Source organism: Candidatus Chlamydia corallus (assembly GCF_002817655.1).
Classification (GTDB): domain Bacteria; phylum Chlamydiota; class Chlamydiia; order Chlamydiales; family Chlamydiaceae; genus Chlamydia; species Chlamydia corallus.
In genome coordinates this window covers 11,960-37,381 of record NZ_NWQK01000002.1, presented here as the reverse complement: position 1 = coordinate 37,381, position 25,422 = coordinate 11,960, and the positions used below count along the sequence as shown (strand labels likewise).

The following is a 25,422-nucleotide window of genomic DNA, read 5'->3' as shown; positions in this document are numbered from 1 at the left end:
TATAATGCTATCTTATTTTTTAAGAACAGCTATTAATGTTTATAGCTTTCTAATTTTAACCTACATCTTTGCTTCTTGGATCCCTAGTTGTCACTCTGCGCCCTGGTACCAATTGGTTTGCAGATGCGTGGATCCTTTTTTGAATTTTTTTCGTAAATTTATCCCTAGAATCGGATTTATAGACTTCAGTCCCTTTGTCGGTCTGCTTTGCCTTGGAATACTTCCTTTTGTTATACTAAAGGTCCTACGTTTTATTATTCTTAATATTCTGCATTCTCCATGGCTGCTCCAATATTTATAAAAAATATTTTACTTCGTTCATCCACGGTCTATGCTCCGCTAGCAGGTTTTTCAGATTATCCCTACCGTTCCATGTCCGCATTATATCAACCAGGACTGATGTTTTGTGAAATGGTGAAAGTAGAAGGGATGCTCTACTCTCCCAAGCGTACTCTTAAGCTTCTAGATTATAATGAAAGCATGCGCCCTATAGGAGGGCAGCTATGTGGTAGTAATCCAGAAACTAGTGGGGAGGCTGCTAAAATTTTGGAGGGCCTTGGGTTCGATCTTATAGATTTAAACTGCGGATGTCCTACAGATAAGATTACTAAAGATGGGAGCGGTTCGGGTCTTTTGAAAACCCCAGAGCTTATAGGTAAAATTTTAGAGAAAATCATAAGTAGTGTTTCCATTCCTGTAACAGTGAAAATTCGCTCGGGCTGGGATTCAGAACATATCAACGTAGAGGATGTCGTACGTATTATACGAGATGCTGGAGCTAGTGCTGTTTTTGTTCATGGTAGAACGCGTGCTCAGGGATATCATGGTCCTAGTCATCTGGATTATATTTCTAAAGCAAAGGCTGCTGCAGGAAAAGATTTTCCAGTTTTTGGTAACGGAGACATCTTTTCTCCAGAAGCTGCTCAAAAAATGCTTACTACAGAATGTGATGGTATTCTTGTAGCTCGAGGAACCATGGGAGCTCCTTGGATTGGGCAACAAATCCAAGAATATCTAACTACAGGAAGCTACAAAAACATTTCCTTTATCAAAAGGAAGGAGGCGTTTCTTCAGCACATGCACTTGGTAGAAGATTATTACCAAAATGAAACGAAGTTCCTTTCAGAAACGCGTAAATTATGTGGCCACTACCTAATTTCCGCAGCTAAGGTTCGCTTCCTTCGAGCGTCTCTAGCAAAAGCGACATCATACCGAGAAGTCTACCAGCTTGTAAATGATTATGAAGAAGCTGAAGAATCTTCTTTTGGTGCTCTTGTTAAATGCTGACTTAGATGTTTGGATAGTTGGAACATATCGATGGGATTCGAACCAATAATAGTAGCCAAATTGTTATCAGGAACTAAGAGTTTCTTATTTTCTGGTGACTGTAGTTGATGTTTCTTGATATAATCCCAGATTTTTTTTGTTGCTTCTCCTCGAGATACAGGTTGATCTCCGATCATATTCGCTAGATCTGGAGAAGGGATAAACAAAGGGCCTCCTTTCTTTTTAGAAGCTGTTCTTTTAGAGCTTTTTGTTTTTCCCTTTTTTGCAGGTGTTTTCGTTGTCTTTATTGAAGTTTTTTTCTTGTATGGGGTTTTTTCTGTTCCTGAATACTTCGTCATTACAGCGTCTATAGAATTTCCGATCACACTGCATTCGGGGTATTCTGAACAGGAGTAGAAAATCTTATTATAACGAGAACGTTTTTTGAAAATTTTCCCACTACAGCCTATAGCGGGGCAGGGAACAGGTTCTTCCTGTTCGATTTCTTCTCCTTTTTTGTGGATAGAGATTGTGCTGCGGCATTCAGGGTAATTCTCACAACCTAAAAATGTTCCATAGCGGCCGTGACGTACTTTCATAACGGCTCCACAAAGTGGGCAGGGACTGTCCCACGGGGTATCATCGGCATAGTCTGCTTTGTTGAAAGCGAGTTCTTCTTCAGAAGAGCGATAGTCGCATTCAGGATATTCTGAGCAACCATAGAAATAGCTATTTTTAGACCAGATTTTTACTAGCTTTCCTTTGTGGCATTTAGAACATTCTATATTTGTAAGAATTCTAGGAATAACGGCTTCTTTTTCTGCTGTAGTAACTACAGGAAGAAATGTGGTCCAAAATTCTTGAAGTAAGAGTTTCCAAGGTTTTTTATTGTCAGCAATTAGTTCGAGCTCATCTTCCATTAAGGCTGTGAACCCTATATCCATAATTCTCGGAAAGTTTGTTTCTAAGAACTGAGAGATAATCTTTCCTAATTCTGTAGGATGTAAGCGTTGATTTTCTTTGGTAGTATATTCACGACTTTGGATTTTGTTCATTATCGTCGCATAGGTTGAAGGACGGCCGATTCCAGATTTTTCTAATTCTTTAACCAAAGAAGCCTCTGTAAATCTAGGAAGAGGTTTTGTAAACGCTTGTTCTTGGGAGACTTTCTCTTTAATTAAGACATCTTGGGCATGTAAAGGAGGAAGAGGATGGTCTTCTTCTTGATCATTTTCGTCATCATGCTTCTCCTCATATACGGCGAGAAATCCTTTAAATTTTAATAAGGATCCTGAAGCTCGGAGATCTATACCTGTATCTGCAGTGATTTGAATAGCTAGGGTATCATAAATTGCAGGGGTAATTTGTGAGGCTACAAAGCGCTTCCAGATTAAGTTGTAAATCTTAAATTGATCTTCAGAGAGCTTATTTTTTAAGTGATCTGGAGAAAGATGAATGTCAGTGGGACGTATAGCTTCGTGAGCATCTTGAGTCATCTTTTTAGTAGTATATACGTTCGCTTTCTCAGGAAGATATTCTTTGCCAAAAGTCTGGCTTATATACTGCCTTACCATAGTTAAAGCTTCAGGATCCACACGTACGGAATCCGTACGCATATAGGTAATCAAACCTGTAGAGTCTTCACTATCTAAATCGATACCTTCATATAGTGTTTGGGCTATGGACATTGTTCTGGAAGCAGAAAAACGAAAATGTCGACTTGCTTCTTGCTGAAGTGTCGATGTAATAAAAGGAGGGGGAGCAAAACGACGTTTTTCTTTAGCTTCTACACGAGTAATTGTATAGGAGGACTTTTCTAATAGTTCGGCATAATACTGAGCTTTATCTGCGGAATTAATAAGAAGAATATCATTTTCGGTTTTCCCTTCAGGGACTTCTTTTTCCCACTTTTTCCCTTTTACAGAGTATAGGTGTGCCCAAAACGTTTTTGTTGTTTTGGGATCTTGCATCAAAACTCTTAAATTCCAGTATTCGACAGGAACAAAAGCATCTATAGCCTTTTCTCGATCTACAACAAGCTTTAAAGCTACAGATTGGACACGCCCTGCAGATATCCCTGAACGTTGTTGTAATTTTCGACTTAAAATAGGGGAAATCTTATATCCAACGATGCGGTCAAGAAGTCTACGCGCTTGTTGTGCGTTGACTAGAGCCATATCGATTTCTCTTGGATGTTTTAAGGCTTCTGTAACAGCATTTTTGGTAATCGCATTGAAAGATACTCTTTGGATGGGGGGAGATTCAGGAAGCTGATTTGCGATATGCCAGGCAATGGCTTCTCCCTCTCTATCGGGGTCAGGAGAGAGATAGACTTTTTCACACTTTGCTGCTAGCTTGCGGATGTGGTTGATGACCTCTTGTTTATCAGGAAGCACTTGGTATTGGGGTTCGAAATTGTGATCTACATCAATGCCAAATTCTTTAGCGGGGAGATCTACAATATGTCCTATAGACGAGGCAAAAACAAATTCATTTCCTAATAATTTTTGTAGTGTTTTAATTTTTGCAGGTGATTCTACTATAATTAAGGACTTTTTCATTAATTTAATTGCGTGGGGACCCTGGATACTTTAATCGAGAGAAAACGCGACTCCCTTTTATTAATTTGATTTTCTAGTTCCTAAAACTTTGTTCTCATGCAAATATACATTATTTATTTCAAGGTTTCGCTGGAATAATAACGCGTATTTCAGTAACAAAGCTTTTCAACAGTTACAATAAGTCACTCTAGTAGCTTTTCATGAGTCTGTACTCATAGTTTCTCTGTAGGAGAAAAATAATCAACCAGATCGTACAACCCCACTATTGCGTTTTATCAAACGCTAAGCAACAGGAATGCTAGTCCTCATAGGAAGGCTAGCCTAGAGAATTCTTGATATGTCCCTATGGTTATTGAGTAAGAAGCAAATTCTTTTCAAGGGAATAATATGATAGAAAATATTTAGGTTTCGTCTTGAACCTTCAATTTTCATGCTTTTCTGATTAATAAAAAGTTTTAAAGTAACACAAAATTAAAAGCGAAGAGATTTCTTATTATGAAAAGGCTAAAACCTTTTGAATTTTGCTTGTTAAGGATTGTAATTTCTTTTAACAATGGGAAAAAAGAGTTCACAAAAGAGTCGAACGCAGATAGAAAACTAGGAACTATACGTGGAAAAATTTGAGTTTATCACCAGTCTTCCTTCTCCTGATGATGATTTGATTACTTTCAATAAACAGGGGTTGATTGCAGGACCAGAAGAAGAAAAGGTAGCGTTTCTTGTTCGTAGTAATGCTATGATAGACGCGGGACCAGAAGATCCTGCCTCATTTCCCGAATCTTTGAAAGAACTATTCGATGTTTTTCCTACCCACGTTGAAGTTCTCTACTCTAATGAAGGATTAGATGTTTGGGAAGCAGGATGTACTTGGATCCTAAGTAATGAAGTGACAATCCAACTTCGTAAACATTTACAGAAAGCCTCGCGATGGCTAGGAATGTATTCTAGAGATGAAGTATTGGCTCATGAAGCTGTACACGCTGTTAGAATGAAATTTTATGAGCCTATCTTTGAAGAGATTTTGGCGTATCAAACTTCCCGTTGGGGCTGGAGAAGGTTTTTTGGTCCTTTATTTCGTTCTCCAGGAGAGAGTTACTCATTATTATTTTTCACCATTTCAGGTGTGGGAATTTCCCTATGGTATCCTATGATGGGTACGCTTATTACGCTAGTTTTACCTACCTACTTCTTGATGCGATTGTGCTTAGCACAGAGCTATTTGTATCGTGCTATGAAGAAGATCCGTAAAATGTTGGGCGTTCCCCCATTATGGGTAATGCTAAGGCTTACAGATAAAGAAATAAAAATGTTTGCTAAAGAGCCTATTCCTGTTTTAGAACATTATGCTAGAAAACAAAAATTAGAAAATGTTCGTTGGAAGCAAATTTACCAATCCTATTTTGTCTAGCTTCAATAGCTAACGTCGCAATCATCTTTGATTAAAAATTACTTGATAGCATCTTGTGTAAAATCGCTTTACATTTCTATTTTTCTTTTGCTGGCAGGAAGGATCTTCAGCTGGGAACGATATTTGGCGACAGTACGCCTTGCACAAGGAATCCCCCTAGCATTAATTCTGTTGCTGATCACACTATCGGATAGGGGTGTTTGTTCTGTAGAGATCCATTGGCGAATCCATTGTAAAACTATCTCTTTAGAATGTGGGGAATCTTGATGAATTCCTCGGGGAAAAAGTTGTTTTAAAGGGAAAATACCTATAGGAGCTGCAACAGCTTTGTTTTCTATAGCACGAAAGATTGTCGATTCGTGAAGAGCGAGATCTTGAGCAAGATCTTTGATTCCTAAAGGATGGGGAGCGGGAATTTTTCCCAATAAAAAATCTTCTTGTTGAGGGAGGAGTGTTTGCATCACTCGAAGAAGTGTTTGTTCTCGTTTTCTTAGATTTTTGATTAGCCACTTTGCTGATAAAACTTGTTGTGAGAGGTTTTTCTGCTCTTCTTTGGGAAGATGTTTATAGAAGTGAAATACTTCTCTGTTAAGTTTTATAGATGGCAGGCCCTGAGTGCTCACTTCAATGTCCCAAGATCCTGAGTGGTAAAAGAGATAAATATCAGGAAGAGGAGCGGCTAAAATTGGTTTTGTGCTGTAAGCTGCTGCAGGACACCAAGGGATGGATCCTAACGCTTTTTTTAAAATAGTTCGAAGTTCGGGTAAAGAGAGGGAGAACTTTTTCATAATAGGCACAAACTCACAGTGAGTCATCAAGGGATAGAAATCACGAACAATACTATAGGCTTGTTGGTGGGGAGAGTTTCGGAGGAGTTTCATCCAATAGCTCTGTAGTGATGGGGAGGCAATTCCTTCGGGATTTAGGTTTTGTATGGAGCTCCACACTTTATGAATTTTTTCTAATGGAAGCTCAAGCTCTTCAGCAAGCGCTTCAGGATTTTGTAGAAATAATCCTTCATCTGAAAGGTTGCCTGCAATTTGGTAAGCAATGAGTCGTTCTTCTGAAGTAGAGAAAAACTCATCGATTTGAGAGAGGAGATGGGTATACAAGGACTCTTGGGGCGCAGGAGTGTTATTCAAATAAGAAAACGTAGAGTTTATAGGTTGAGAACAAGGAGACCATTCCTCATCTTCTAGTGAAGAGAGATCAAAAAAAGGGTTTTGGATGATCTCTTGAGCTATATAGGACGATAACTCAGTAAGCGGCGATTGCAGCATCCGCAGGCCTTGTTGCATCCTTAGTGAGGGGAGATACTTTAGAGACAACTTCTGCTTTTGCTGAAACATGTCTAACGCACTTGAATCATATAATCTTTTGGAATTTCCTTTAGAAATCTACTAGGCTTCATCATCCGTACTGTTCCCCAGAGGCTGCGAACTTGTGCGGCAGTAAGATAGAGGAGGTCTTGAGCTCGAGTAATTCCTACGTAGCATAACCGCCGTTCTTCTTCAAGATTTTCGTAATTGCCTAACGAGTTGGCGTGTGGAAGAAGTTGTTCTTCTAGACCTACAAGGAACGATACCCGGAACTCCAAGCCTTTTCCATTATGGAGAGTCATTAGGTTCACGCGATCGGCAGTTACATTTTGATCATCATCGGAACCTTTTAAGGCAAGATCATCAAGGAAAAGTTCTAAGTGAATCTTGGGATTTTGTTGCTCAGATTCTAAAGCTTTATGATAGAGTTCTTCTAAATTGCTTTTCCGATCTTTGAAGGTGTCGGGGTCTTCTTTTAAGATTTCGAGATAACCTGAGATCTTAACTACAGATTCTATAAAATCTCTAAGAGAAAGAGTATGGTAAGCAGTTTCAATTTGAGGGAAAAGAGCAAGATAATCTTGAAGGCCTTCTTGTTGTTTTTTAGATAACTTGACTGCTTTAGTATCTAAGGCGTGTTGGCATGCTTGCAGGATAGGGAGATTTTCAGCAATAGCATATTGTGTGAGTGCGAATATCGTTGCTGAACCAAGCCCTCGCTTGGGCAGATTTACAGTTCTATCAAAGGCAACGATGTCGCTTTTGGAAATAAAGATACGAAGAAAGGCAAGGATATCTTGGATTTCCTTACGTTTGTAGAACGAGAGACCGCCTATAATCTCATAGGGGATACGCCGGCGTAGCAACGCGTCTTCAAATGTACGAGATTGGAAATTCGTCCTATAGAAAATACAGATGTCGCGTAGCTCTATTTTCCCCAATCTATGTAATTGAAGAATTTCTGCAGCTACAAAATCAGCTTCTTCACGATCCGTGCTTCCTAAAAAAAGACGAATCTTTTCTCCAGGTCCTTTGACACTACGCAATTCTTTTTCTAACCTTGATGCGTTATTTTTGATCAGAGCGTTAGCAGCATTTAGAATATTGCCATAGCTGCGATAATTTTCTTCGAGACACAAGACTTGAGAATTAGAATAATCATTTTCAAAATTTAAGATATTATGGATATTTGCTCCTCGCCAGGAGTAGATAGATTGATCTGGATCACCAACAGCAAAGACATTGCGATGTTGTTTTGAGATGAGTTGCATTAAAGTATATTGTGCATGATTGGTATCTTGATACTCATCGATTAACAATGCCTTCCATAGTTGATTATATGTTTCTTGTGCTTCAGGACTTTCTTTAAGTAGTCTTACGGTTAAAAAGAGAAGATCGTCGAAATCCAGAGCATTCGCTTCCACAAGTTTTTTTTGGTATTCTTGGTAGATGGAGACGACAGGATCTATGTAATCATTGGGATCCAAATCTTCGGGAAAGAGTAAACGGTTCTTTGCTTGTGAAATATGAGCTTGTATTTTACTTGCAAGATTCGGTTTGAGGTTGTGTTGTTGTAAGCAATGTTTTATCAGTTTTTCTGCATCACTTTGATCATAAATAATGAAATTGTTTTCACGATTTAGCAAATTTATAGAACGTCGAAGGATAAAAACTCCTAAACTATGGAATGTGCACACCATTGGAACATCAAAGCTATGAGTTGCAGAACACTGCCTGACAATACGTTCTTTAAGTTCTCGCGCTGCTTTATTAGTAAAGGTTACAGCAAGAATTTCTTGAGGGAGGATGCCTTTGCTAATTAGGTATAAGATTCTGTAGGTAACCACGCGAGTTTTACCTGCTCCTGCTCCTGCTAGAACGAGTATGGGATTGAGAGGAGCTGTAACAGCATTGCGTTGTGCTTCGTTGAGTTCTGGGATACATGTCATAATAAGTCCTAATTTTTAGCTTTACAGCTAGAGACTAACAATCTCTGTCGAGCTAAAATAAAAAGCGAGTATACTTTCATTGCTATTATAGAAAGGTGATTTATGCAGAATGCTACTATAGATCAGCTCCCTGTGTGTTGGCAAGAACAGCTTCCTTTATGTTGGCGCGAGCAGCTTAAGGAAGAGTGGTCTAAGCCTTACATGCAGCAACTCCTTATTTTTTTAAAACAAGAGTATAGAGAGCAAACTGTTTATCCTAAGGAAAGTTGTATATTTTCTGCTTTGAAAAGCACTCCTTTTGATAGGGTGTCTGTTGTTATCCTGGGCCAAGATCCTTACCCAGGAGAGGGGCAAGCTCATGGATTGAGCTTCAGTGTTCCCGAGGGTCAGCCTTTACCTCCCTCTTTGATTAATATTTTCCGAGAGTTAAAAACAGATTTAGGGATCGATAATCACAAGGGGTGTTTGCAGTCTTGGGCAGACCAAGGTGTTTTATTATTGAACACAGTATTGACGGTGCGTGCTCGCAAACCTTTCTCTCATGCTGGTAAAGGTTGGGAGTTGTTTACAGATGCAATTACGACTAAACTGATTCAAGAGAGAAGTCATATTATCTTCGTGTTATGGGGAGCTGCTGCTAAAAAAAAATGTGAGCTATTATTCAATTCAAAACATCAACATGCGATTTTATCATCTCCGCATCCCTCTCCGTTAGCTGCTCATCGTGGTTTTTTTGGTTGTTCACACTTTTCAAAAATTAACTATCTCCTTAATAAGCTGAATAAACCAATGATTAATTGGAAGCTCCCATGAATGAAGGTATCTACTCTATCTGTTTTCAAAAAACACCTCGACTCACTGCAAAATCCGTAGTGAGTATGGAGATGCCCTTAACTACACAGCAGCTTTCCTCAGCAGAAGGAATGCCCTCGGTTGCGAATTTGGAAGCGGATTTTTTACGAGCAGAGGCGCTCTTAGCAGAAATGCGAGAAATTCGTGGTTGCTTGGAACAATCTTTGCGAACATTAATTCCTGGAGAGTAAGTGCTTTTCAAATAAGTTTTGCACGTGAGGGGCTAATTTTTGCAATGCCTTTGCTCTGTGAGAAACTTGATTTTTTACCTCTTCAGTAAGCTCGGCAAATGTTTGTTTGTAATCATGTTTTACAAATATGGGGTCGTAGCCAAACCCTGAAGAACCTTTTTCTTGATGACTAATGTATCCCTCGCATATCCCATGAGCTTTAAAGATCTCTTGATCAGGAGAAACTAAGACAACACAACATTCGAAGTAAGCAGAACGGTCTATGATGCTTTCCAAAGAGGCCATGTGATCAAGCAGTTTTTTTCTATGGTCTTTATCATAAGCACCTGAACCAGCAAAAGTCGCAGATAAAGGACCTGGAAGACCATTTAAAGCAGGTACGCGTAACATCGTATCATCTGCAATCACCCAGGACCCTAAATGATTGGCGGCATGAATCCCTTTAGCAAGGGCGTTAGCTGTTGTAGAATCTTTTTCTTCTTGGGGAAGCTTGTAGTCAGGAAAATCGCAAAGAGAAAAGATATCGAAATTACCTAAGAGCTTTAAAAAAGTCTTTGTTTCGCGTATTTTGTAACCATGAGAACTGGCAATAACAATTTTCATGAATCTTTCTTAATGTTTTGAAGTTATAGAGTTCTAACAAGATCAAATCAGCAAGCGTACACCTAATTACTAGCTGATGAAAATCCTTCTAGTTAAAGTACAACATACATTGTATCTACGCAACCGCTAGTAAGGTAGACTTGTAGTTTATTTTTGCTCCAATGAACTTTTATGATTATCGAGCAATATTTTTTCAATTTTGAGTTTCAGAATGAAAAGAATTTTTTACTCCTTTTTATTGTTAAGTTGTATTTTCCCCTATATAGGTTGTGCCCAAGTCTTTGTGGGCTTAGACCGCATTTTTTCTGAAGAACAGTATACACGTTACATTCGAGGAAAGAAAATAGCCCTAATTTCTCATAGCGCAGCTATCAACAGTAAGGGGCAAGACGCGCTCTCTGTATTTTACTCTCATAAGTACGATTGTGTGGTTGAAATCCTCTGCACCTTGGAACACGGCTATTACGGAGCTATACCTGCGGAAACCTCTAGAAGTCAGCCTTCAATATATCCAAATTTACGTTCTTTATCTTTGCATGGCCTTAAGGAGATTCCAAAAGAGGTTGGCCAGGATTGTGATGTCTTTATTTATGACGTTCAAGATATTGGTGTGCGTTCCTATAGCTTTGTTACAGTGCTGATGCAAGTGGTAAAAGCTTCTGAAAACCACGGAAAGCAGCTGATTATTTTAGATCGACCGAATCCTATGGGAGGAATGATTGTTGATGGACCTATTCCTAATCTTCCATCTTCAGATTCTCCAGCAATTCCGTATTGCTACGGCATGACACCTGGGGAATTAGCATTGTTTTTTAAAAAGACCTATGCTCCTAAAGCTAACGTTGTCGTAATCCCTATGAAAGGTTGGAATCGCTCTATGACGTTCGATGAAACAGGATTGATCTGGATACCTACAAGTCCTCAAATGCCAGATCCGCAATCGCCCTTTTTTTATGCTGCAACAGGTATTTTAGGTGCATTGTCTGTAGCTAGTATTGGTGTAGGCTATACCTTACCTTTTAAAGTGCTTGGTGCTCCTTGGATGGATGGTAAAAAAATGGCAGAAGAGCTGAATCGTATGCAGCTTCCAGGAGTTCTTTTCCTTCCATTTTTCTATGAACCTTTTTTTGGAAAATACAAGATGGAGATGTGCTCAGGGGTTCTTCTTGTCCTTGAAGATCCTAAGATTTTTTATCCAGTAGAAACACTATGTACAATTTGGGGTGTGTTAAAAGCTTTATATCCTGAACAGATCGAACAAACTTTAAAATCAATAGATCGCATTCCCGCAAGACGATCTTCTATATGTAATCTATTTGGAGGGGAAGACTTTTTGAATATATCTCATAAAGAACGCTATGTTGTATGGCCATTGCGCAGGTTGTGTAAGGAATCTCGAGAGAGTTTTCATCAATTGCGTAGTTCATGTTTACTCCCAGAGTATCCAGAATCATAACAACGACACTTAGTTCTCTACGGTTTGACAGGAATATTTCTTGTTTCTAAGATGGCCTTTTCATGGCGAAAGCCTTTCTTACACTAATAATAGACATCTGAGGATAGAGTGGTTTGGGTATTTAAAAGTCAATTTGAGGGACTTTCAGCATTAAAACGGGGAGTGCATGCTCTTACTAAAGCCATAACTCCGACTTTTGGACCTCGAGGGTATAATGCTGTAATTAAAAAAGGAAAAGCTCCTCTTTTCTTGACCAAAAACGGAATTCGAATCGCTAAGGAAATCATTCTTCAAGACTCATTCGAATATCTTGGATTGAAACTTGCAAAGGAAGCCTTGATAAAAGTTATAGAACAGACTGGAGATGGCTCAACAACAACTCTTGTTCTTATCGACGCTCTTTTTACCCATGGTCTAAAAGGTATTGCTGCAGGCTTAGATCCTCAAGAGATCAAAGCAGGCATTCTATTGTCTGTCGAAATGGTCCATCAGAAATTACAAAAACAAGCTATTAAGCTACAGTCGCTCGAAGACGTTTTGCATGTGGCTAAGATTTCGGCAAATCATGACGTTAGTTTAGGTAAAATGGTTGCAACTGCGGTATTTCAAGCCGATCCTAAGGGAGTATTCTCTAGTGAAGAAAGAGAACTTAAAAAATTTGCTTTGGGAAAGAGAGTAAAAAGTGGGTACCTTTCTCCGTATTTTGTTACACGTCCAGAGACCATGGATGTTGTCTGGGAAGAAGCTTTTGTACTTATCCTATCACACAGTTTGGTTTCTTTAAACGAAGAACTAATTCAATACTTAGAACTTATTTCCGAACAGAACGCACATCCTTTAATTATCATAGCAGAAGATTTTGATCAGAATGTTTTAAGAACTTTGATTTTAAATAAACTTAGAAATGGTTTTCCTGTTTGTGCTGTGAAAGTCCCAGGATCTAGAGAAGTGCGGCAAGCCGTTCTGGAAGATCTTGCTATTTTAACAGGAGCAACTCTTATAGGGGGAGTATCAGAACATTGTGAGAAATCAGTTTCCTTAAGTGTTTTAGGTCGTGTTAAACAGGTCACGATCACTAAGGAAATGTTTACGTTCTTTCAGGGAGGGGGACGAGTAGAGGCTATAAACTCTAGAAAACAAGAGCTTTGTTTAGCGATGGCTAAGAGTACTTCAGAGTGTGAATCTCAGAAATTCGAAGAGCGGTTAGCTATATTTGTGGGAAGTGTCCCGCAAATTCAAATTACTGCAGATACAGATACAGAACAAAGAGAACGTCAGTTTCAGCTAGAAGCTGCCTTGCGCGCCACAAAAGCTGCAATGAAAGGAGGAGTTGTTCCTGGCGGGGGAGTTGCTTTTTTACGAGCAGCAAATTCTATTGAGATTCCTAAAAACTTATCTTCTGGTATGACTTTTGGTTTTGAAAGTCTTTTACGAGCAGTACAAACTCCCTTGAAAGTTTTAGCTCAAAATTGTGATAAGTCTTCAGAAGAGGTGCTTCATACCATTCTCTCTCAAGAGAATCCTAGGTTCGGTTATAATGGTATGACTGATACATTCGAAGATCTTATAACTGCAGGGATCAGCGATCCCCTCATTGTAACATCCTCTTCATTAAAATGCGCGGTTTCGGTATCATGTCTCTTGCTAACGAGCTCCTTTTTTATCAGTTCAAGAACAAAAACGTAATCAGGTTCTTCCCTTTTTTAAAAGGTTGCCTAAAACATGCGGTATTGATCGAGAGCCCCCTTATGGAACGTTCTTGAGTTGGAATAGGATGAAGAAGTTTCTAAGAAATAAAAATTTTCATAGCATTTTCCTATAGACGGAGAAACTGTTGATCATTTGATTGTTCTTGGATACACTATTTTTAGCGAAAGTAGGCACCAGTAGCTCAGTTGGATAGAGTACCTGGCTACGAACCAGGTGGTCAGAGGTTCGAGTCCTCTCTGGTGCGGAAAAATAAAAAAGGGAAAGAAGAGGTTTTTATGACACTATCCCTAGTGGGAAAGGAAGCCCCTAGTTTTGTTGCTCAAGCCGTGATTGATGGTGAGACACGTACTGTATCTTTAAAAGATTATTTAGGAAAGTACGTGATACTTTTCTTTTACCCCAAAGATTTTACTTATGTATGTCCTACAGAGTTACACGCATTTCAAGATGCCCTAGGAGAATTTCACTCACGAGGAGCTGAAGTCATTGGTTGTTCCGTGGATGACCTTGCAACCCATAAACAGTGGTTAGCCACTAAGAAAAAACAAGGTGGAATTGAAGGTATTACCTATCCTCTTCTCTCTGATGAAGATAAAGCCATTTCAAAGAGTTATCATGTTTTAAAACCCGAAGATGAATTGTCTTTCCGAGGCGTTTTCTTGATTGATAAAGGTGGAATCATCCGTCATCTCGTGGTTAACGATCTTCCCCTCGGTCGTTCTATAGAAGAGGAACTTAGAACTTTGGATGCTTTGATCTTCTTTGAAACTAACGGCTTAGTCTGTCCTGCAAACTGGCGTGAAGGAGCGCTGGCGATGGCTCCAAATGAAGAAGGGTTGCAAAGCTATTTCGGCACTATAGATTAGAAGGGCTGATTAAAAGTCAGCAAGTCATAGAGATCGTGATCGAAGAATAGTAGAAGACTGTTGTGTTTTTGGCATAGCGACCGAGAAGCTTCAATGATATGTTGATTTCCAACACCAGGAAGTCCAATAGCAATGATGTTTTTTAACGTTGTTTGTGTATTTAAGAAGTGTAAACCAAAAAAGTAACTATCCACACAATAGCCTTCTTCTCGAACCCTGAAATACATTACATTGTAATCACTCAATAATGTTTTGATAGCTAAAGTGATGCCTGGACTGCTGACATCTCCAAGGTAATTATGTAGATCTATGAGATTACGACAGAAATATCCAGTGTCGTAGCTTCCTTTTTCTGCTTCTCCAAATAAAGCAACTGTAAATTTCATTTGAAATATAAGATCTAATGTTTATTTTCGATCGTACAGGAGTGTTTGTTTATTATCTACAGAGAGAAACTTAGTTTTGAAAGAAGATTTGTGAATTTAAGATAATTATTATTGCTTATTTCTTTGTAAACAAAGTCTTTGCCCAGCATAAATAGCATCAGAATCTAATTTATTAATTTTTTTCAATTCAGTTACTGAAAGTTTATATTTTTTAGCAATTTTACTAAGACTGTCACCTTGACATACTATATAAATATGCTCAGGAACGGAATCGGAGAAGTCCGCATAAGCTCCAGGAGAGGAGCTGTCTACTAAAGCAAGTAAAGAACGCCGTACAAGACGCAAATCCTGAGCTAAAGCTTTATGGTCTTTTTGAATTTCTTGCAGTTTGCTTTGTAAGTTTGTCTGTAAGTCTTTAACAGACGCTGTTAGTACTGCCAATGTTTTTGCAAGCGCCTTTTGATCAGATTCTAGCTCGCGGATTTTTTGAGCTAATGTTTCTGGCTTTGTTGCTGTCAATTTTTGACATTTAGAGTCTTGCTCATCCAAGCGTTCTGAAAGCATGACAATTTCTGCTTCGTGCGACGCTAATTTTGCCGAGATGTCTTCGATTTCTGCAACGACTCCTTGTAGAGAAGGAGATTTTCCTCCAGCATACAGATGACCAAAGTTTATCCCAAGGAATAGTAGACCTATGAGAATGAAGAGTCTTGGATTAGCGCGCATGAATCTTAAACTCGGTACGGCGATTTTGTTGCCATGCTAGTTCGTTGTGCCCCAAATTTATAGGGTGTTCTTTTCCATAGGAAATGGTAGAGAGGCGGTCTCCAGAGATTCCCTGCTTTAGGAGATACTCTTTAATCGCATTTGCTCTCCGGGATCCTAAGGCAAGGTTATACGATGCAGCCCCACGCTCATCAGTATGTCCTTCAATATAAAGTGTAGCTTTTGGATTTTTTTTCATGTGGTGGACCAAGTTCGCGAGGATTGCAAGGTTTTCTTCACCTTTAATTGTATAGCTGTCTGTAGCAAAGGTGATGTTACGAAACGCCGCGACTTGGCTCGACTTGTATTGTTTTTCTTCTTTGGAATCATACTCAGCAAAGGTAAAGTTAGGGTTAAAGTCCTCTTCGGTATAGAGAGGAACAAAACCAAAAGAAGAAGGCTTTTTTCGTTTTGCATGATGACATGTAGTACAAGAATCCTCCCAACCGTGATAAGGTGAAAAACTACATGCTGGCAATGCAAGTAAAGCAAATAAAATACAAAATTTTCGTAGGGAATTTATATTCATAGTGTTCTCTTTGTCGGTTGCTGAGGGAAAGCACCCCAGGAGGGGAACCGTTTTTCTCCTACTCCTATAGCAATTTTGTTAGTTTTTTTGGTAATTAGACTGATTAAATATAACTCTGATTCTCCTGGCGTTCCTGCACTAAAGACAAGATGACGGCTATCTATAGCCCAAGAAGGACTTTCTTTATTTATGGGAGATGTTGTCAATTGGTAATCCTCTCCAGAGGAGAGATCGTAAATACAAATTTGTCGCACCCCTTTAATTACAGAGCAGAATGCTATTTTTTTACCATCTGGAGACCATGCAGGGCAACTGCTATTTCTGTATTTTTTTGTCAGCAGCCTAGGTGCTTGGGGTTCGGGATCAAGAGACATAACATAAAGACGAGGAGAGCCATCTTTGTTTGATATAAAGACAATCCTCGATCCTTCTGGACTGAAAGAGGGATTTCCTTGCGTCCCAAAATTTTCGTTAAGCAAGCGACGAGGTCGACCTGTAGGTCCCGAAGTTAATGAGAAAGGTTGAATAAATAAATCAGGATTTCCATAGGTATCTGCAACAAAAGCTAGAAGTTTTTTTCTTGGAGAAAAAGTAGGCATGAATTGGTTGCCTTGCAATGGGAGTACTTTCTTCCCCTCTGTGTTCTCTAAGGAACCAAGAAAAATTTTAGGGATACCGTACTTATATGAAACATAGAAATAGGGAAAATTTGATCCCACACCTACCCACTTTGGAGTTATAGACAGTGAGGATTCTGTTGTTAAGGGAGTGAGGTTTTTCCCGTCATAGTCTGTAGTCCACAATTCCCCTTGTTTGAGCTTTTGATCCTTCCCCGACTGACTTAAAGCAAAAACAATTTTACCTGCGCTAATTCCAGGGATTCCTGTCAGAGCATAATGAATTGCATCAGCAGCGTGGTGGATTTTTTGACGATCTATAGAGAGATTTTGAGAAATAGTTAAAGAATATAAGGTCTGAGGAGCTTTTGAAGACTGAAGAAGTACTATAGATAGTTGCGGTACGTCTAGCCGTAAAGATAATCCCAAAGTAGAAGGGGATTTTGTAGAGGTCGCTGTGGGTTGTAGGCAATCCCCTAGGGCAATGTCATTGCAGATTATCTCTGTTAGCGAGCTAAGATATTTCTGTATTTTTGGATCTTTCGCATCGGTATGACAAGAAACTTGGATAGGAAGCATGACATGTTCGGAGCGGACAACAACTTCTAACTCTTGAGCATGCAATAATGATGCGAAACAAAAGAAAAAAGCTTGGAAACATAGTTGCCGTAACATGCCGATACCTCTTCACCCTAGGGACAGAGCGTTAGGATTCATTACTGAGAAGTTTAATATGAAAAGAAATATTTTTCGAGACTTTGTATTTTTCGAGAAATTTTTGAAATGGAATTGCTTGAATGCGATTGGAAAGCAGTTGCTTGTCAGCCGCACTTACATCAGAAAGAAAAATGCATTCTTGAACATCTCCATTTGGAGAAAGGACTAATTTAATACGCACAGATCCTTTAGAAGGCAGAGCCATGTGAGTGCGAAATAATTCACAAAGTTCTTCTTCTTGAGTTGCTTGAAGTTCTGAGCGTATTGTTAACTGAGATGTGGGTGCCCAGGAGATGTCTTTGAGAGAAGCGTCACTTTTCTCAATTTTATCTACATGGAGGGAAAGGGCTTGGGCTACTTCGGATAGTGCTTGCAGCTGCGTTTGTGATATCTGTGTTTTTTTTGTAGTTGTAGGGGGAATTTGTTTCTCTGCTACAGCAGGTGTTTTTGCTGTCTTAGGAGATTCTTTTTTTACAACTTTTAGCGCAGGGCTTTGTGGTAGTTTTTGTACGATCTCTTGAGAAGGGAGAGGTGCGGCTTGTTGTTGTGGCTGGGTAGCTACAGAGAGTGGGATCGTTTTGGATGGATTTATAGTTCCTGGGAGTGCATGGAGAGGAGTTTTAGGTGGAATAGTAACAAGTTTTTCTTGAAATGCTTTGGGTCGTAAATGTTTTTTAGGAAGGGGAGAAGCAAACACAAGAAAAAGAATTATGCCATGAATAAGTGTCGCACTCATTATATAGGGAAGATATTTCATCATAACTTAATTTTGTAGAGCTACATGGAGCTCATGAAAACCTGCGGCTTCTACGGCATTTTTTACTTTTTGGTATCTCCGAAAGGTGGTCTCTCCATCTTGTAATAATAAGGGAGTTTTTTCTGGATGTGTTTTGTGGAGCAGGGTAAGCCGATCTGTTAACTCTTGTAGTGTGACGGGATGTTCGTCCAAGGTTAACGAATTGTCTGCAAATACTTTAATTACGGCTATAGAATCGTCTTGGTTGCTCAGAAGTTCTTGCTCTTGTGTGCCTGGGGCAAGAGCTATAGAATCGAGCTTTATTAGAGGTACAGCGATGATAAATGCCATTAAAATGACAAAGACAATGTCAATTAATGGCGTGAGGTTCACAAGAGGCTCTTCTTCTATTTCTTCAACAAAGCGATATTTCATAAGTTCGTGTTACGATATTTGACTTCTATAGAATTCAGTAGCAGATATGCTGTTTGTTCTATCTCAGAAATCAATTCAGAAGAATGTGCTTTAAGATAGTTAAAAGCAATCAGTGATGGTATTGCTACGAAGAGTCCTATAATTGTAGTCCCCAGAGCTGTAGCTAGTCCTTCCATAATTGCTGAGTTCCCACTGCTTCCCGAGCCAATGTGAGTAAAAGCTACTAAAATCCCCCATACTGTACCCAAAAGCCCTAGAAAAGGAGCCAAGCTGATTGTTGTAGCTGGAATAAAGCTATTTTTATGTAAAAGAGCTTTATATTTGGGCATGATGGCTCCCAACAGCGTTTCCAGAGACTGGATGTCTTCAGAAGAAAGGATAGGGCCTCGATCTGGAGCGCATTGTCGATTTTTATCTAGGAGCTCCAATGTTCCTCGTTTTATAGTAAAATATAGGTCTGCAAAGGGACTGAGTTCGGGATGGATATCGAGAGACAGGGGTGCGTGACGGTTTTTAATCAAGAAATCTTTAAGAGATTTTCCTGATTTTAAAAATTTTTTTTGAACAGCAAGCTTTTGGTGTAGTACTGTCCAAGTACACAAAGAAAGAACAAGAAGGCAGAAAAATATACTTTTACCGAAAAAATCTGCTTCCGTGTAGGCCTGAATGATGGGGTTATGAGGGAAGTGTACCATGGAACATAAAAATCCTTACGCAAGGAGTATCTCAAAATAAGGATCATCCTAGCAAATTTTCGTTATAGAGCCAAGCAGGTTTTGTAAAGAAGATTTATAAAATGGATTATAAAATTAAATTAAAAATTAATGTATAATTAGTGACTTGATTTATAAAATCGCGGTGTTATTTTGAATAAATTCAAAGCATATTTACAAACCACATTGTTAGCACTTTTCTTTTCTTTCCCAGCGTTATCTGGAAGTTTTTCATCTATCCAGGCGGAAGAAATCACACAACAAGTAGCTCATCCAGGAGCGGAACTACTTTCTGAGGGTAGCCATATTCCTGGATTACAGACATTCCGAGTGGGAATCAAGATTACTGCCTCTAAAGGTAGCCATATCTATTGGAAAAATCCTGGAGAGATCGGAAGTCCTCTTAAGATTTCTTGGCAATTACCAGAAGGCTTCGTTGTTGAAGAGGAACATTGGCCTACTCCGAAAGTATTTGAGGAAGATGGCGCAACGTTTTTCGGATATGAGGATTCTGCTCTTATTGTCGCAGATATTCGTCCTGCCAAAGGATTGACTCCTGGTCAGAAGGTTGAATTGCAGGCTCGAGTCGAATGGCTAGCTTGTGGAGATAGCTGTTTGCCTGGGGATGTCAATTTAAAATTGACACTGCCTTATGAAGAGAAGGAGCCTTTGCTTTATCCCGATACACACATCGAATTTAGTAGGACCTTGCGTGCGCAGCCTCGTGTTTTAGAAAATGATCATTCTGTTCAGGTTGCGAGAGGAAAAGGGAACGAGATCATTCTAAATATCTCTGAAAAGATAAAAGCTACGAAAGCGTGGTTTGTTTCTGAAAAAGCCGATAAGCTCTTTGCCTACGCAGAGACTTCCTATAGTGAGGGAACAGGAACGGCATGGAGATTCAAGGTAAAAAATCTCTCTGGGTTCCAGAAGAATGAGAAGCTTCATGGTGTACTCCTGCTAGCAGATCATACGGGTCGTCCTGTTGAATCACTCACGATTCGTAGTGAGGTTCTTGGTCAAACAAGCGCTGCTGTTTCAGGACTTTCACAATATATAACGATTTTGATCATGGCTTTTCTCGGCGGGGTACTTTTAAATATTATGCCCTGTGTTCTTCCTTTAGTAACTCTTAAGGTATACGGTTTAATAAAATCTGCTGGAGAGCATCGTTCTTCTGTAGTTGCTAATGGCTTATGGTTTACTTTAGGTGTTGTAGGATGTTTCTGGGGATTAGCGGGTATTGCTTTTATACTTAAGATTTTAGGCCATAATATAGGCTGGGGATTTCAACTCCAAGAACCCATGTTTGTTGCGACATTGATCATTGTATTTTTCTTATTTGCTTTAAGTTCTTTAGGGCTTTTTGAAATGGGGACCATGTTTGCAAATCTAGGAGGAAAATTACAATCTTCAGAGATAAAGAGCACAGGCAATAAAGCTATAGGGTCTTTCTTTAATGGAATTTTAGCTACGCTAGTAACCACTCCTTGTACAGGACCTTTTTTAGGTTCCGTCTTGGGATTAGTCATGTCTATATCTTTTGCACAGCAGCTCTTGATTTTTACTGCGATAGGTTTGGGTATGGCCTCGCCTTACCTGCTCTTTTCTGTATTTCCAAAGATGTTGATCATGCTTCCAAAACCTGGAGGATGGATGAGCACGTTTAAACAGCTCACAGGATTTATGTTACTGGCAACGGTCACTTGGTTAGTGTGGATTTTTGGTTCCGAGACAAGTACCACCTCTGTTGTTGTTCTCCTTGGAGGACTGTGGCTTGCTGGCTTAGGAGCTTGGATTTTGGGGCGCTGGGGAACTCCTGTATCTCCTAAGAAACAACGGGTCTGCGCTTCTTTATTCTTCTTTGCATTTATAGGGGCAGCTGTATCTGTAAGTTGTTTGGCTTCTCATTACTTTGTTGAATCTCAGAAGACAGTCGTTGTTAGTGAGGATAGTTCATGGCAGCCGTTTTCTTTAGAAAAGCTTGCTCAACTGCGAGCACAGGGTCGTTCTGTATTTGTGAACTTTACAGCAAAGTGGTGCTTGACTTGTCAGATGAATAAACCTGTTTTGTATGGTGATGCTCTTCAAAAGCTATTTCAAGATCATGGAATTGTTACCCTAGAAGCAGATTGGACCCGTAAGGATCCAGGCATTACAGAAGAACTTGCTCGCTTAGGCAGAGCAAGTGTGCCTTCTTATGTCTACTATCCTGGCGACAACTCTTCACCTGTTGTGCTTCCAGAAAAGATTACACAAAATCTTTTAGAAGACATTTTGAATCGATTTTAGGACAGGACGAGTCCTAGGATTCAAAAATATCCATGGGTTTAACGATCTGGGGATCATGTGAAAACGGTTGTTTGGGGCAGCAAATGCTGCCCCTTTTTATTTGTAATAGGAATATCAAGTAGAAAGTACTGTTGTCTTGGAGAGCAGATTCGTTAGAATATTGAGTGGAATCTCTTTCTTGAATATTTGTATCTGTAGTTTGTCCGAATACGAGGGCGGATCCAGAGTTCCCCTTTATATAAGTATCTTTAGTGAAGATATTTTTAAGAGCGTGTATTCTATAAGGGATTCTTTTTCTTAATTTTTCACGAATTTGCTTACTAGGAGAAAACTTATGGATTTGGCTGACGCTCATCTTCATCTTTCTGATGAGGCTTTTTATGAGGATATTGACAGCGTATTACAACGTGCTCAAGATTCTGGAGTGTCGCTAGTTGTTAATGTAACAACAACAGAAGAGGAGTTGAATCGGTCCTTTGCTTATGCTGAACGTTTTCCTAAAATCCGATTTTGCCATGTTGGAGGGACACCTCCTCAAGATGCGGATCAGGATATCGAAAAAGACTTCAGAAATTTTCATGCTGCAGCACATAGTAAAAAACTTGCTGCAATCGGAGAAGTGGGCTTAGATTATTGCTTTGCAGTTACAGAAGAAGGGATAGCGCGCCAGAAAGAGGTTCTCGAACGCTATTTGGCTTTATCTTTAGAATGTGAACTACCTCTTGTTGTCCATTGTCGTGGTGCTTTTAGCGATTTTTTTCATATGCTAGATCAGTACTACCATAACGACCCGCGTGCACGTTCCGGTATGTTACATTGCTTTACAGGCACCTTAGAAGAAGCGCAGGAACTGATCTCTCGCGGATGGTTTATCTCTATAAGTGGGATAGTGACTTTTAAAAATGCTCAAGATTTGCGTGATCTAGTTGCACAATGTCCTATGGAACATCTTTTAATAGAGACCGATGCGCCTTTTCTTGCTCCCGTTCCTCATCGGGGAAAGAAAAATGAGCCAGCTCATGTGATCCACACCATAAATGCCATTGCTAATTTAAAAGGGATGCTCCCACAAGAACTCGCCGCTCTTGCGTACAACAACGTCTTACGCTTTTTGCAGGGTTAAAAAGGTTTGAAGGTGGTCTCAGGACTCGATTATTTTTTTTCTATTTTGTCCTATAAGCTTCTGTTTCTTATGAAAAATTACTTTCCATAATTTTATTCTAACCTCTATGTTGAGTTGAACTTAAAATTTAGTAAAAAGTTTTAGAATGTCGCGACGTGAAATCTGCCCCGAAGTGTCACAAAAAAAAGGTAAGTATTATATTGCGTTTGCCTTGCGTTGTATTCACTCTTTAGCTGGTATAGCGTTTACTTTTTTCTTATGTGAACACTTATTTACCAATATGCTAGCTTCTTCTTACTTTTCCCAAGGGAAAGGTTTTGTTGCTATGGTCAACAGCTTCCACAAGGTGCCAGGGCTGAAAATTATTGAAATTGTTTGTTTGGCGCTTCCTTTTCTTTCTCATGCGATTATTGGTACTGTGTATCTCTTTCAGGGAAAAAGTAATTCTTCTTGTGGTGATGGAAGTCAACCCTGTTTACGTTATGTGAAAAATTACAGCTACACATGGCAAAGGTGGACAGCGTGGATTTTGCTCTTTGGAATCGCTTTCCATGTTGCTCATTTGCGTTTTGTTCGTTATCCCGTGCATGTCGATATCCGTGGAACTACCTACTATGCTGTAGACATTCAACCTTCTCGCTATCGTGCTATTGTTCGTGGAACAAAAGATTTTTTAACTTTGAATATTGCTAACACAGAAGATTCGATCCTAGAAGTGCCTCGTGGAGCTTTAGATCGTGTTGATGCGGAGTTATTGTCTGAGAGGAGTTCGTATTTATTGACTCCAAGTGCGGGTGTCGCATTTCTTTATGTAGTACGTGATGCCTTGGGGTCTCTACCAGTAGCTCTCCTATATACTATCTTGGTCATTGCTGCTGGATTTCATGGGTTTAATGGGCTGTGGACCTTTTGCTCTCGTTGGGGTGTTATCATTTCTCTACGGCTGCAAGCAGTATTGCGGATAGTATGTTACCTTGCTATGGTTGTTGTAACTATCATGGGAGTGAGTGTGATTTGGAATTTGTATAGCGTGGCATAGAATATGGATGAAAATCGAAAAGTGATTGTTGTTGGCGGGGGATTGGCTGGATTATCAGCAGCTATGCAGTTAGCCAAATTTGGGATTATTGTAGAGCTCGTATCTCTGACTAAGGTAAAGCGCTCCCACTCCGTTTGTGCTCAAGGAGGAATTAACGCTGCCTTAAATCTAAAGCCCGAAGAAGAGGATTCTCCCTACATTCACGCCTATGATACAATTAAAGGTGGAGATTTTCTTGCTGATCAGCCCCCTGTCTTGGAAATGTGTCTTGCAGCACCTAGAATCATTAGAATGCTAGATAATTTCGGTTGTCCTTTTAATCGGGGTTCTTCTGGGAACTTGGATGTTCGTAGATTTGGAGGTACGTTATACCACCGCACGGTGTTTTGCGGAGCTTCTACAGGGCAACAGCTTATGTATACCCTAGATGAGCAGGTGCGACGCCGAGAAAGTGCTGGTAGGGTGATAAAACGAGAGAATCATGAATTTGTGCGTTTAGTTAGAGATAATGCAGGACGTGCTTGCGGCATTATATTAATGAATTTATTTAATAATCGTCTCGAGATTTTGCGAGGTGACGCTGTCATTATAGCTACAGGGGGTCCTGGAGTTATTTTTAAGATGTCCACAAACTCTACGTTTTGTACAGGTGCTGCGAACGGAAGACTTTTTTTACAAGGCATGGCATATGCAAATCCAGAGTTTATACAAATTCATCCTACAGCCATTCCTGGGAGGGATAAGTTGCGATTAATTTCAGAGTCTGTGCGTGGTGAGGGTGGTCGTGTTTGGGTTCCTGGAAACTCTTCGAAGTCGATTGTATTTCCTGATGGTTCTGAACGTCCTTGTGGAGAGACAGGAGCTCCTTGGTATTTCTTAGAAGATATGTATCCTGCTTATGGAAATCTTGTAAGCCGTGATGTAGGAGCTCGTGCTATTTTACGTGTGTGCGAAGCTGGGCTAGGAATTGACGGACGCATGGAAGTATACTTAGATGTTACCCATCTGCCAGCCACAACTCGCCATAAGCTAGAAGTTGTTTTGGATATTTATAAGAAATTTACTGGCGAAGACCCCAATACCGTTCCTATGAGGATTTTCCCTGCCGTGCACTATTCTATGGGAGGTGCTTGGGTAGATTGGCCAGCTGCGAATGATCCTGATCGTGACAGTCGATTCCGTCAGATGACGAATATTCCTGGATGCTTTAATTGCGGCGAATCTGATTTCCAATACCACGGAGCCAATCGCTTAGGTGCTAATTCTTTACTTTCCTGTTTGTTTGCGGGTCTTGTTTCTGCAGATGAAGCTGCTCGTTTTATAGAGGCTTTTGGCGCATCTCAGGCAACATCTAGTGATTTTGATCGTGCTCTACAAGAGGAAAAAGAGGAGAATGCTCGTCTTTTATCTGCCTCAGGAAAAGAGAATATTTTTGTTTTGCATGAGGAAATCGCAAAGATTATGGTGCGAAATGTTACGGTAAAACGAAATAATCGAGATCTTCAAGAAACTATGGATAAATTGAAAGAATTTCGTGAGCGATTAAAAAACGTCTCCGTTTTGGATTCCTCACCATTTGCGAATAAATCGTTCCATTTTGTAAAGCAAATGGGCCCCATGTTAGAACTAGCATTAGCGATTACGAAGGGGGCTTTTCTACGCAATGAATTTCGAGGTTCTCATTACAAACCAGAGTTTCCCGAGAGAGATGATGAGCATTGGTTGAAGACTACAGTAGCTGTCCATGCTTCTGAAGAACCTAAGATTTCCTATCTTCCTGTAGATACTCGGCATGTAGCTCCCACTCTCCGGGATTATACAAAATCTTCAGCAGGAAAAATAGAACTAACGAACATTCCAGATAATATCTGTCTACCCTTATAGAAAGA

The 25,422-nt window shown here is 39.7% G+C and carries 23 protein-coding genes and 1 tRNA gene; 13 read left to right on the top strand and 11 right to left on the bottom strand.

What is annotated here, in order from left to right; genetic code table 11:
* Nucleotides 1–4: 4 nt before the first annotated feature.
* A complete protein-coding gene (locus CMV32_RS02540) occupies nucleotides 5–301 on the top strand; it encodes a YggT family protein (protein ID WP_100934384.1) in 297 nt (98 codons plus the stop codon).
* Nucleotides 280–1,287: a tRNA dihydrouridine synthase DusB gene (dusB, locus tag CMV32_RS02535; RefSeq protein WP_100934383.1), complete on the top strand. Its 1,008-nt coding sequence runs from the start codon at nucleotides 280–282 to the stop codon at nucleotides 1,285–1,287. The genes CMV32_RS02540 and dusB overlap by 22 nt, the downstream gene beginning before the upstream one ends.
* Here dusB and topA read toward each other — a convergent pair.
* A complete protein-coding gene (topA, locus tag CMV32_RS02530; RefSeq protein ID WP_100934382.1) occupies nucleotides 1,239–3,827 on the bottom strand; it encodes a type I DNA topoisomerase in 2,589 nt (862 codons plus the stop codon). The two genes, dusB and topA, sit on opposite strands and share 49 nt — an antisense overlap.
* Before the next feature lie 610 nt (nucleotides 3,828–4,437).
* Here topA and CMV32_RS02525 point away from each other — a divergent pair.
* A complete protein-coding gene (locus CMV32_RS02525; RefSeq protein ID WP_100934381.1) occupies nucleotides 4,438–5,235 on the top strand; it encodes a hypothetical protein in 798 nt (265 codons plus the stop codon).
* A gap of 68 nt (nucleotides 5,236–5,303) precedes the next feature.
* Here the strand turns inward: CMV32_RS02525 and rpoN are convergent, their stop codons facing one another.
* Both rpoN and CMV32_RS02515 read right to left on the bottom strand, forming a co-directional pair.
* A complete protein-coding gene (rpoN, locus tag CMV32_RS02520; RefSeq protein WP_100934380.1) occupies nucleotides 5,304–6,584 on the bottom strand; it encodes an RNA polymerase factor sigma-54 in 1,281 nt (426 codons plus the stop codon).
* Between the two features lie 2 nt (nucleotides 6,585–6,586).
* On the bottom strand, nucleotides 6,587–8,503 hold the full coding sequence (locus CMV32_RS02515; RefSeq protein WP_100934379.1) for an ATP-dependent helicase: 1,917 nt from the start codon (nucleotides 8,501–8,503) through the stop codon (nucleotides 6,587–6,589).
* A gap of 102 nt (nucleotides 8,504–8,605) precedes the next feature.
* Between CMV32_RS02515 and ung the strand changes: the two genes are divergently transcribed.
* The gene (gene ung, locus CMV32_RS02510) at nucleotides 8,606–9,316 is read left to right on the top strand and encodes a uracil-DNA glycosylase (protein WP_100934378.1); all 711 of its coding nucleotides are present in this window, start codon (nucleotides 8,606–8,608) and stop codon (nucleotides 9,314–9,316) included.
* Nucleotides 9,313–9,546, top strand: a complete 234-nt coding sequence (locus CMV32_RS02505) for a hypothetical protein (RefSeq protein ID WP_100934377.1) — start codon at nucleotides 9,313–9,315, stop codon at nucleotides 9,544–9,546. Before ung ends, CMV32_RS02505 begins: the two co-directional genes overlap by 4 nt.
* Here the strand turns inward: CMV32_RS02505 and rdgB are convergent.
* A complete protein-coding gene (gene rdgB, locus CMV32_RS02500; RefSeq protein WP_420807399.1) occupies nucleotides 9,529–10,143 on the bottom strand; it encodes an RdgB/HAM1 family non-canonical purine NTP pyrophosphatase in 615 nt (204 codons plus the stop codon). The two genes, CMV32_RS02505 and rdgB, sit on opposite strands and share 18 nt — an antisense overlap.
* 217 nt (nucleotides 10,144–10,360) lie before the next feature.
* Between rdgB and CMV32_RS02495 the strand changes: the two genes are divergently transcribed.
* The 4 genes from CMV32_RS02495 to CMV32_RS02480 all read left to right on the top strand — a co-directional run bounded on the left by CMV32_RS02495 (nucleotide 10,361) and on the right by CMV32_RS02480 (nucleotide 14,181).
* Nucleotides 10,361–11,605: a DUF1343 domain-containing protein gene (locus CMV32_RS02495; RefSeq protein WP_100934375.1), complete on the top strand. Its 1,245-nt coding sequence runs from the start codon at nucleotides 10,361–10,363 to the stop codon at nucleotides 11,603–11,605.
* A 108-nt stretch (nucleotides 11,606–11,713) separates the two neighbouring features.
* A complete protein-coding gene (gene groEL / locus CMV32_RS02490) occupies nucleotides 11,714–13,291 on the top strand; it encodes a chaperonin GroEL (RefSeq protein ID WP_100934374.1) in 1,578 nt (525 codons plus the stop codon).
* A 194-nt stretch (nucleotides 13,292–13,485) separates the two neighbouring features.
* Nucleotides 13,486–13,559: transfer RNA gene (locus tag CMV32_RS02485), tRNA-Arg, on the top strand.
* A gap of 31 nt (nucleotides 13,560–13,590) precedes the next feature.
* Nucleotides 13,591–14,181, top strand: coding sequence for a peroxiredoxin (locus CMV32_RS02480; RefSeq protein ID WP_151899118.1), 591 nt, complete (start codon nucleotides 13,591–13,593; stop codon nucleotides 14,179–14,181).
* On the opposite strand, the gene CMV32_RS02475 is transcribed toward CMV32_RS02480, so the two are convergent.
* The 7 genes from CMV32_RS02475 to CMV32_RS02445 all read right to left on the bottom strand — a co-directional run bounded on the left by CMV32_RS02475 (nucleotide 14,178) and on the right by CMV32_RS02445 (nucleotide 19,061).
* Complete coding sequence (locus CMV32_RS02475) at nucleotides 14,178–14,567, bottom strand: hypothetical protein (protein WP_100934372.1); 390 nt, start codon at nucleotides 14,565–14,567, stop codon at nucleotides 14,178–14,180. The genes CMV32_RS02480 and CMV32_RS02475 overlap by 4 nt on opposite strands.
* Nucleotides 14,568–14,675: 108 nt before the next feature.
* The gene (locus CMV32_RS02470) at nucleotides 14,676–15,293 is read right to left on the bottom strand and encodes a LysM peptidoglycan-binding domain-containing protein (protein WP_100934371.1); all 618 of its coding nucleotides are present in this window, start codon (nucleotides 15,291–15,293) and stop codon (nucleotides 14,676–14,678) included.
* Nucleotides 15,283–15,861: an OmpA family protein gene (locus CMV32_RS02465; protein ID WP_100934370.1), complete on the bottom strand. Its 579-nt coding sequence runs from the start codon at nucleotides 15,859–15,861 to the stop codon at nucleotides 15,283–15,285. Before CMV32_RS02465 ends, CMV32_RS02470 begins: the two co-directional genes overlap by 11 nt.
* On the bottom strand, nucleotides 15,858–17,153 hold the full coding sequence (tolB, locus tag CMV32_RS02460) for a Tol-Pal system protein TolB (RefSeq protein WP_100934369.1): 1,296 nt from the start codon (nucleotides 17,151–17,153) through the stop codon (nucleotides 15,858–15,860). The genes CMV32_RS02465 and tolB overlap by 4 nt, the downstream gene beginning before the upstream one ends.
* A gap of 31 nt (nucleotides 17,154–17,184) precedes the next feature.
* Nucleotides 17,185–17,955, bottom strand: a complete 771-nt coding sequence (locus CMV32_RS02455) for an inclusion-associated protein (RefSeq protein WP_100934368.1) — start codon at nucleotides 17,953–17,955, stop codon at nucleotides 17,185–17,187.
* Between the two features lie 3 nt (nucleotides 17,956–17,958).
* Nucleotides 17,959–18,366 carry an ExbD/TolR family protein gene (locus CMV32_RS02450; protein ID WP_100934367.1) on the bottom strand — a complete coding sequence of 136 codons (408 nt, stop codon included), beginning with the start codon at nucleotides 18,364–18,366 and terminating at the stop codon, nucleotides 17,959–17,961.
* Nucleotides 18,363–19,061, bottom strand: a complete 699-nt coding sequence (locus CMV32_RS02445; RefSeq protein ID WP_100934366.1) for a MotA/TolQ/ExbB proton channel family protein — start codon at nucleotides 19,059–19,061, stop codon at nucleotides 18,363–18,365. The genes CMV32_RS02450 and CMV32_RS02445 overlap by 4 nt, the downstream gene beginning before the upstream one ends.
* A gap of 171 nt (nucleotides 19,062–19,232) precedes the next feature.
* On the opposite strand from CMV32_RS02445, the gene CMV32_RS02440 reads away from it, so the two are divergent.
* From CMV32_RS02440 to sdhA, 4 genes are all read left to right on the top strand, one after another.
* On the top strand, nucleotides 19,233–21,371 hold the full coding sequence (locus tag CMV32_RS02440) for a protein-disulfide reductase DsbD family protein (RefSeq protein WP_192940641.1): 2,139 nt from the start codon (nucleotides 19,233–19,235) through the stop codon (nucleotides 21,369–21,371).
* Nucleotides 21,372–21,705: 334 nt separating this feature from the next.
* Nucleotides 21,706–22,494 carry a TatD family hydrolase gene (locus CMV32_RS02430; RefSeq protein WP_100934363.1) on the top strand — a complete coding sequence of 263 codons (789 nt, stop codon included), beginning with the start codon at nucleotides 21,706–21,708 and terminating at the stop codon, nucleotides 22,492–22,494.
* 145 nt (nucleotides 22,495–22,639) lie between these two features.
* Nucleotides 22,640–23,533 carry a succinate dehydrogenase cytochrome b558 subunit gene (locus tag CMV32_RS02425; RefSeq protein WP_100934362.1) on the top strand — a complete coding sequence of 298 codons (894 nt, stop codon included), beginning with the start codon at nucleotides 22,640–22,642 and terminating at the stop codon, nucleotides 23,531–23,533.
* A gap of 3 nt (nucleotides 23,534–23,536) precedes the next feature.
* Nucleotides 23,537–25,417, top strand: coding sequence for a succinate dehydrogenase flavoprotein subunit (gene sdhA / locus CMV32_RS02420; RefSeq protein ID WP_100934361.1), 1,881 nt, complete (start codon nucleotides 23,537–23,539; stop codon nucleotides 25,415–25,417).
* Nucleotides 25,418–25,422 lie beyond the last annotated feature (5 nt).

Bases quoted from the DNA above. Each gene is read 5' to 3' on its own strand.
- topA (WP_100934382.1), bottom strand. From the start codon at position 3,827: ATGAAAAAGTCCTTAATTATAGTAGAATCACCTGCAAAAATTAAAACA.
- CMV32_RS02450 (WP_100934367.1), bottom strand. From the start codon at position 18,366: ATGAAATATCGCTTTGTTGAAGAAATAGAAGAAGAGCCTCTTGTGAAC.
- CMV32_RS02430 (WP_100934363.1), top strand. From the start codon at position 21,706: ATGGATTTGGCTGACGCTCATCTTCATCTTTCTGATGAGGCTTTTTAT.
- CMV32_RS02480 (WP_151899118.1), top strand. From the start codon at position 13,591: ATGACACTATCCCTAGTGGGAAAGGAAGCCCCTAGTTTTGTTGCTCAA.
- CMV32_RS02465 (WP_100934370.1), bottom strand. From the start codon at position 15,861: ATGAATATAAATTCCCTACGAAAATTTTGTATTTTATTTGCTTTACTT.
- CMV32_RS02455 (WP_100934368.1), bottom strand. From the start codon at position 17,955: ATGATGAAATATCTTCCCTATATAATGAGTGCGACACTTATTCATGGC.
- tolB (WP_100934369.1), bottom strand. From the start codon at position 17,153: ATGTTACGGCAACTATGTTTCCAAGCTTTTTTCTTTTGTTTCGCATCA.
- CMV32_RS02515 (WP_100934379.1), bottom strand. From the start codon at position 8,503: ATGACATGTATCCCAGAACTCAACGAAGCACAACGCAATGCTGTTACA.
- CMV32_RS02475 (WP_100934372.1), bottom strand. From the start codon at position 14,567: ATGAAATTTACAGTTGCTTTATTTGGAGAAGCAGAAAAAGGAAGCTAC.
- ung (WP_100934378.1), top strand. From the start codon at position 8,606: ATGCAGAATGCTACTATAGATCAGCTCCCTGTGTGTTGGCAAGAACAG.
- CMV32_RS02495 (WP_100934375.1), top strand. From the start codon at position 10,361: ATGAAAAGAATTTTTTACTCCTTTTTATTGTTAAGTTGTATTTTCCCC.
- CMV32_RS02425 (WP_100934362.1), top strand. From the start codon at position 22,640: ATGTCGCGACGTGAAATCTGCCCCGAAGTGTCACAAAAAAAAGGTAAG.
- rpoN (WP_100934380.1), bottom strand. From the start codon at position 6,584: ATGTTTCAGCAAAAGCAGAAGTTGTCTCTAAAGTATCTCCCCTCACTA.
- CMV32_RS02540 (WP_100934384.1), top strand. From the start codon at position 5: ATGCTATCTTATTTTTTAAGAACAGCTATTAATGTTTATAGCTTTCTA.
- dusB (WP_100934383.1), top strand. From the start codon at position 280: ATGGCTGCTCCAATATTTATAAAAAATATTTTACTTCGTTCATCCACG.
- CMV32_RS02505 (WP_100934377.1), top strand. From the start codon at position 9,313: ATGAATGAAGGTATCTACTCTATCTGTTTTCAAAAAACACCTCGACTC.
- CMV32_RS02470 (WP_100934371.1), bottom strand. From the start codon at position 15,293: ATGCGCGCTAATCCAAGACTCTTCATTCTCATAGGTCTACTATTCCTT.
- CMV32_RS02445 (WP_100934366.1), bottom strand. From the start codon at position 19,061: ATGGTACACTTCCCTCATAACCCCATCATTCAGGCCTACACGGAAGCA.
- sdhA (WP_100934361.1), top strand. From the start codon at position 23,537: ATGGATGAAAATCGAAAAGTGATTGTTGTTGGCGGGGGATTGGCTGGA.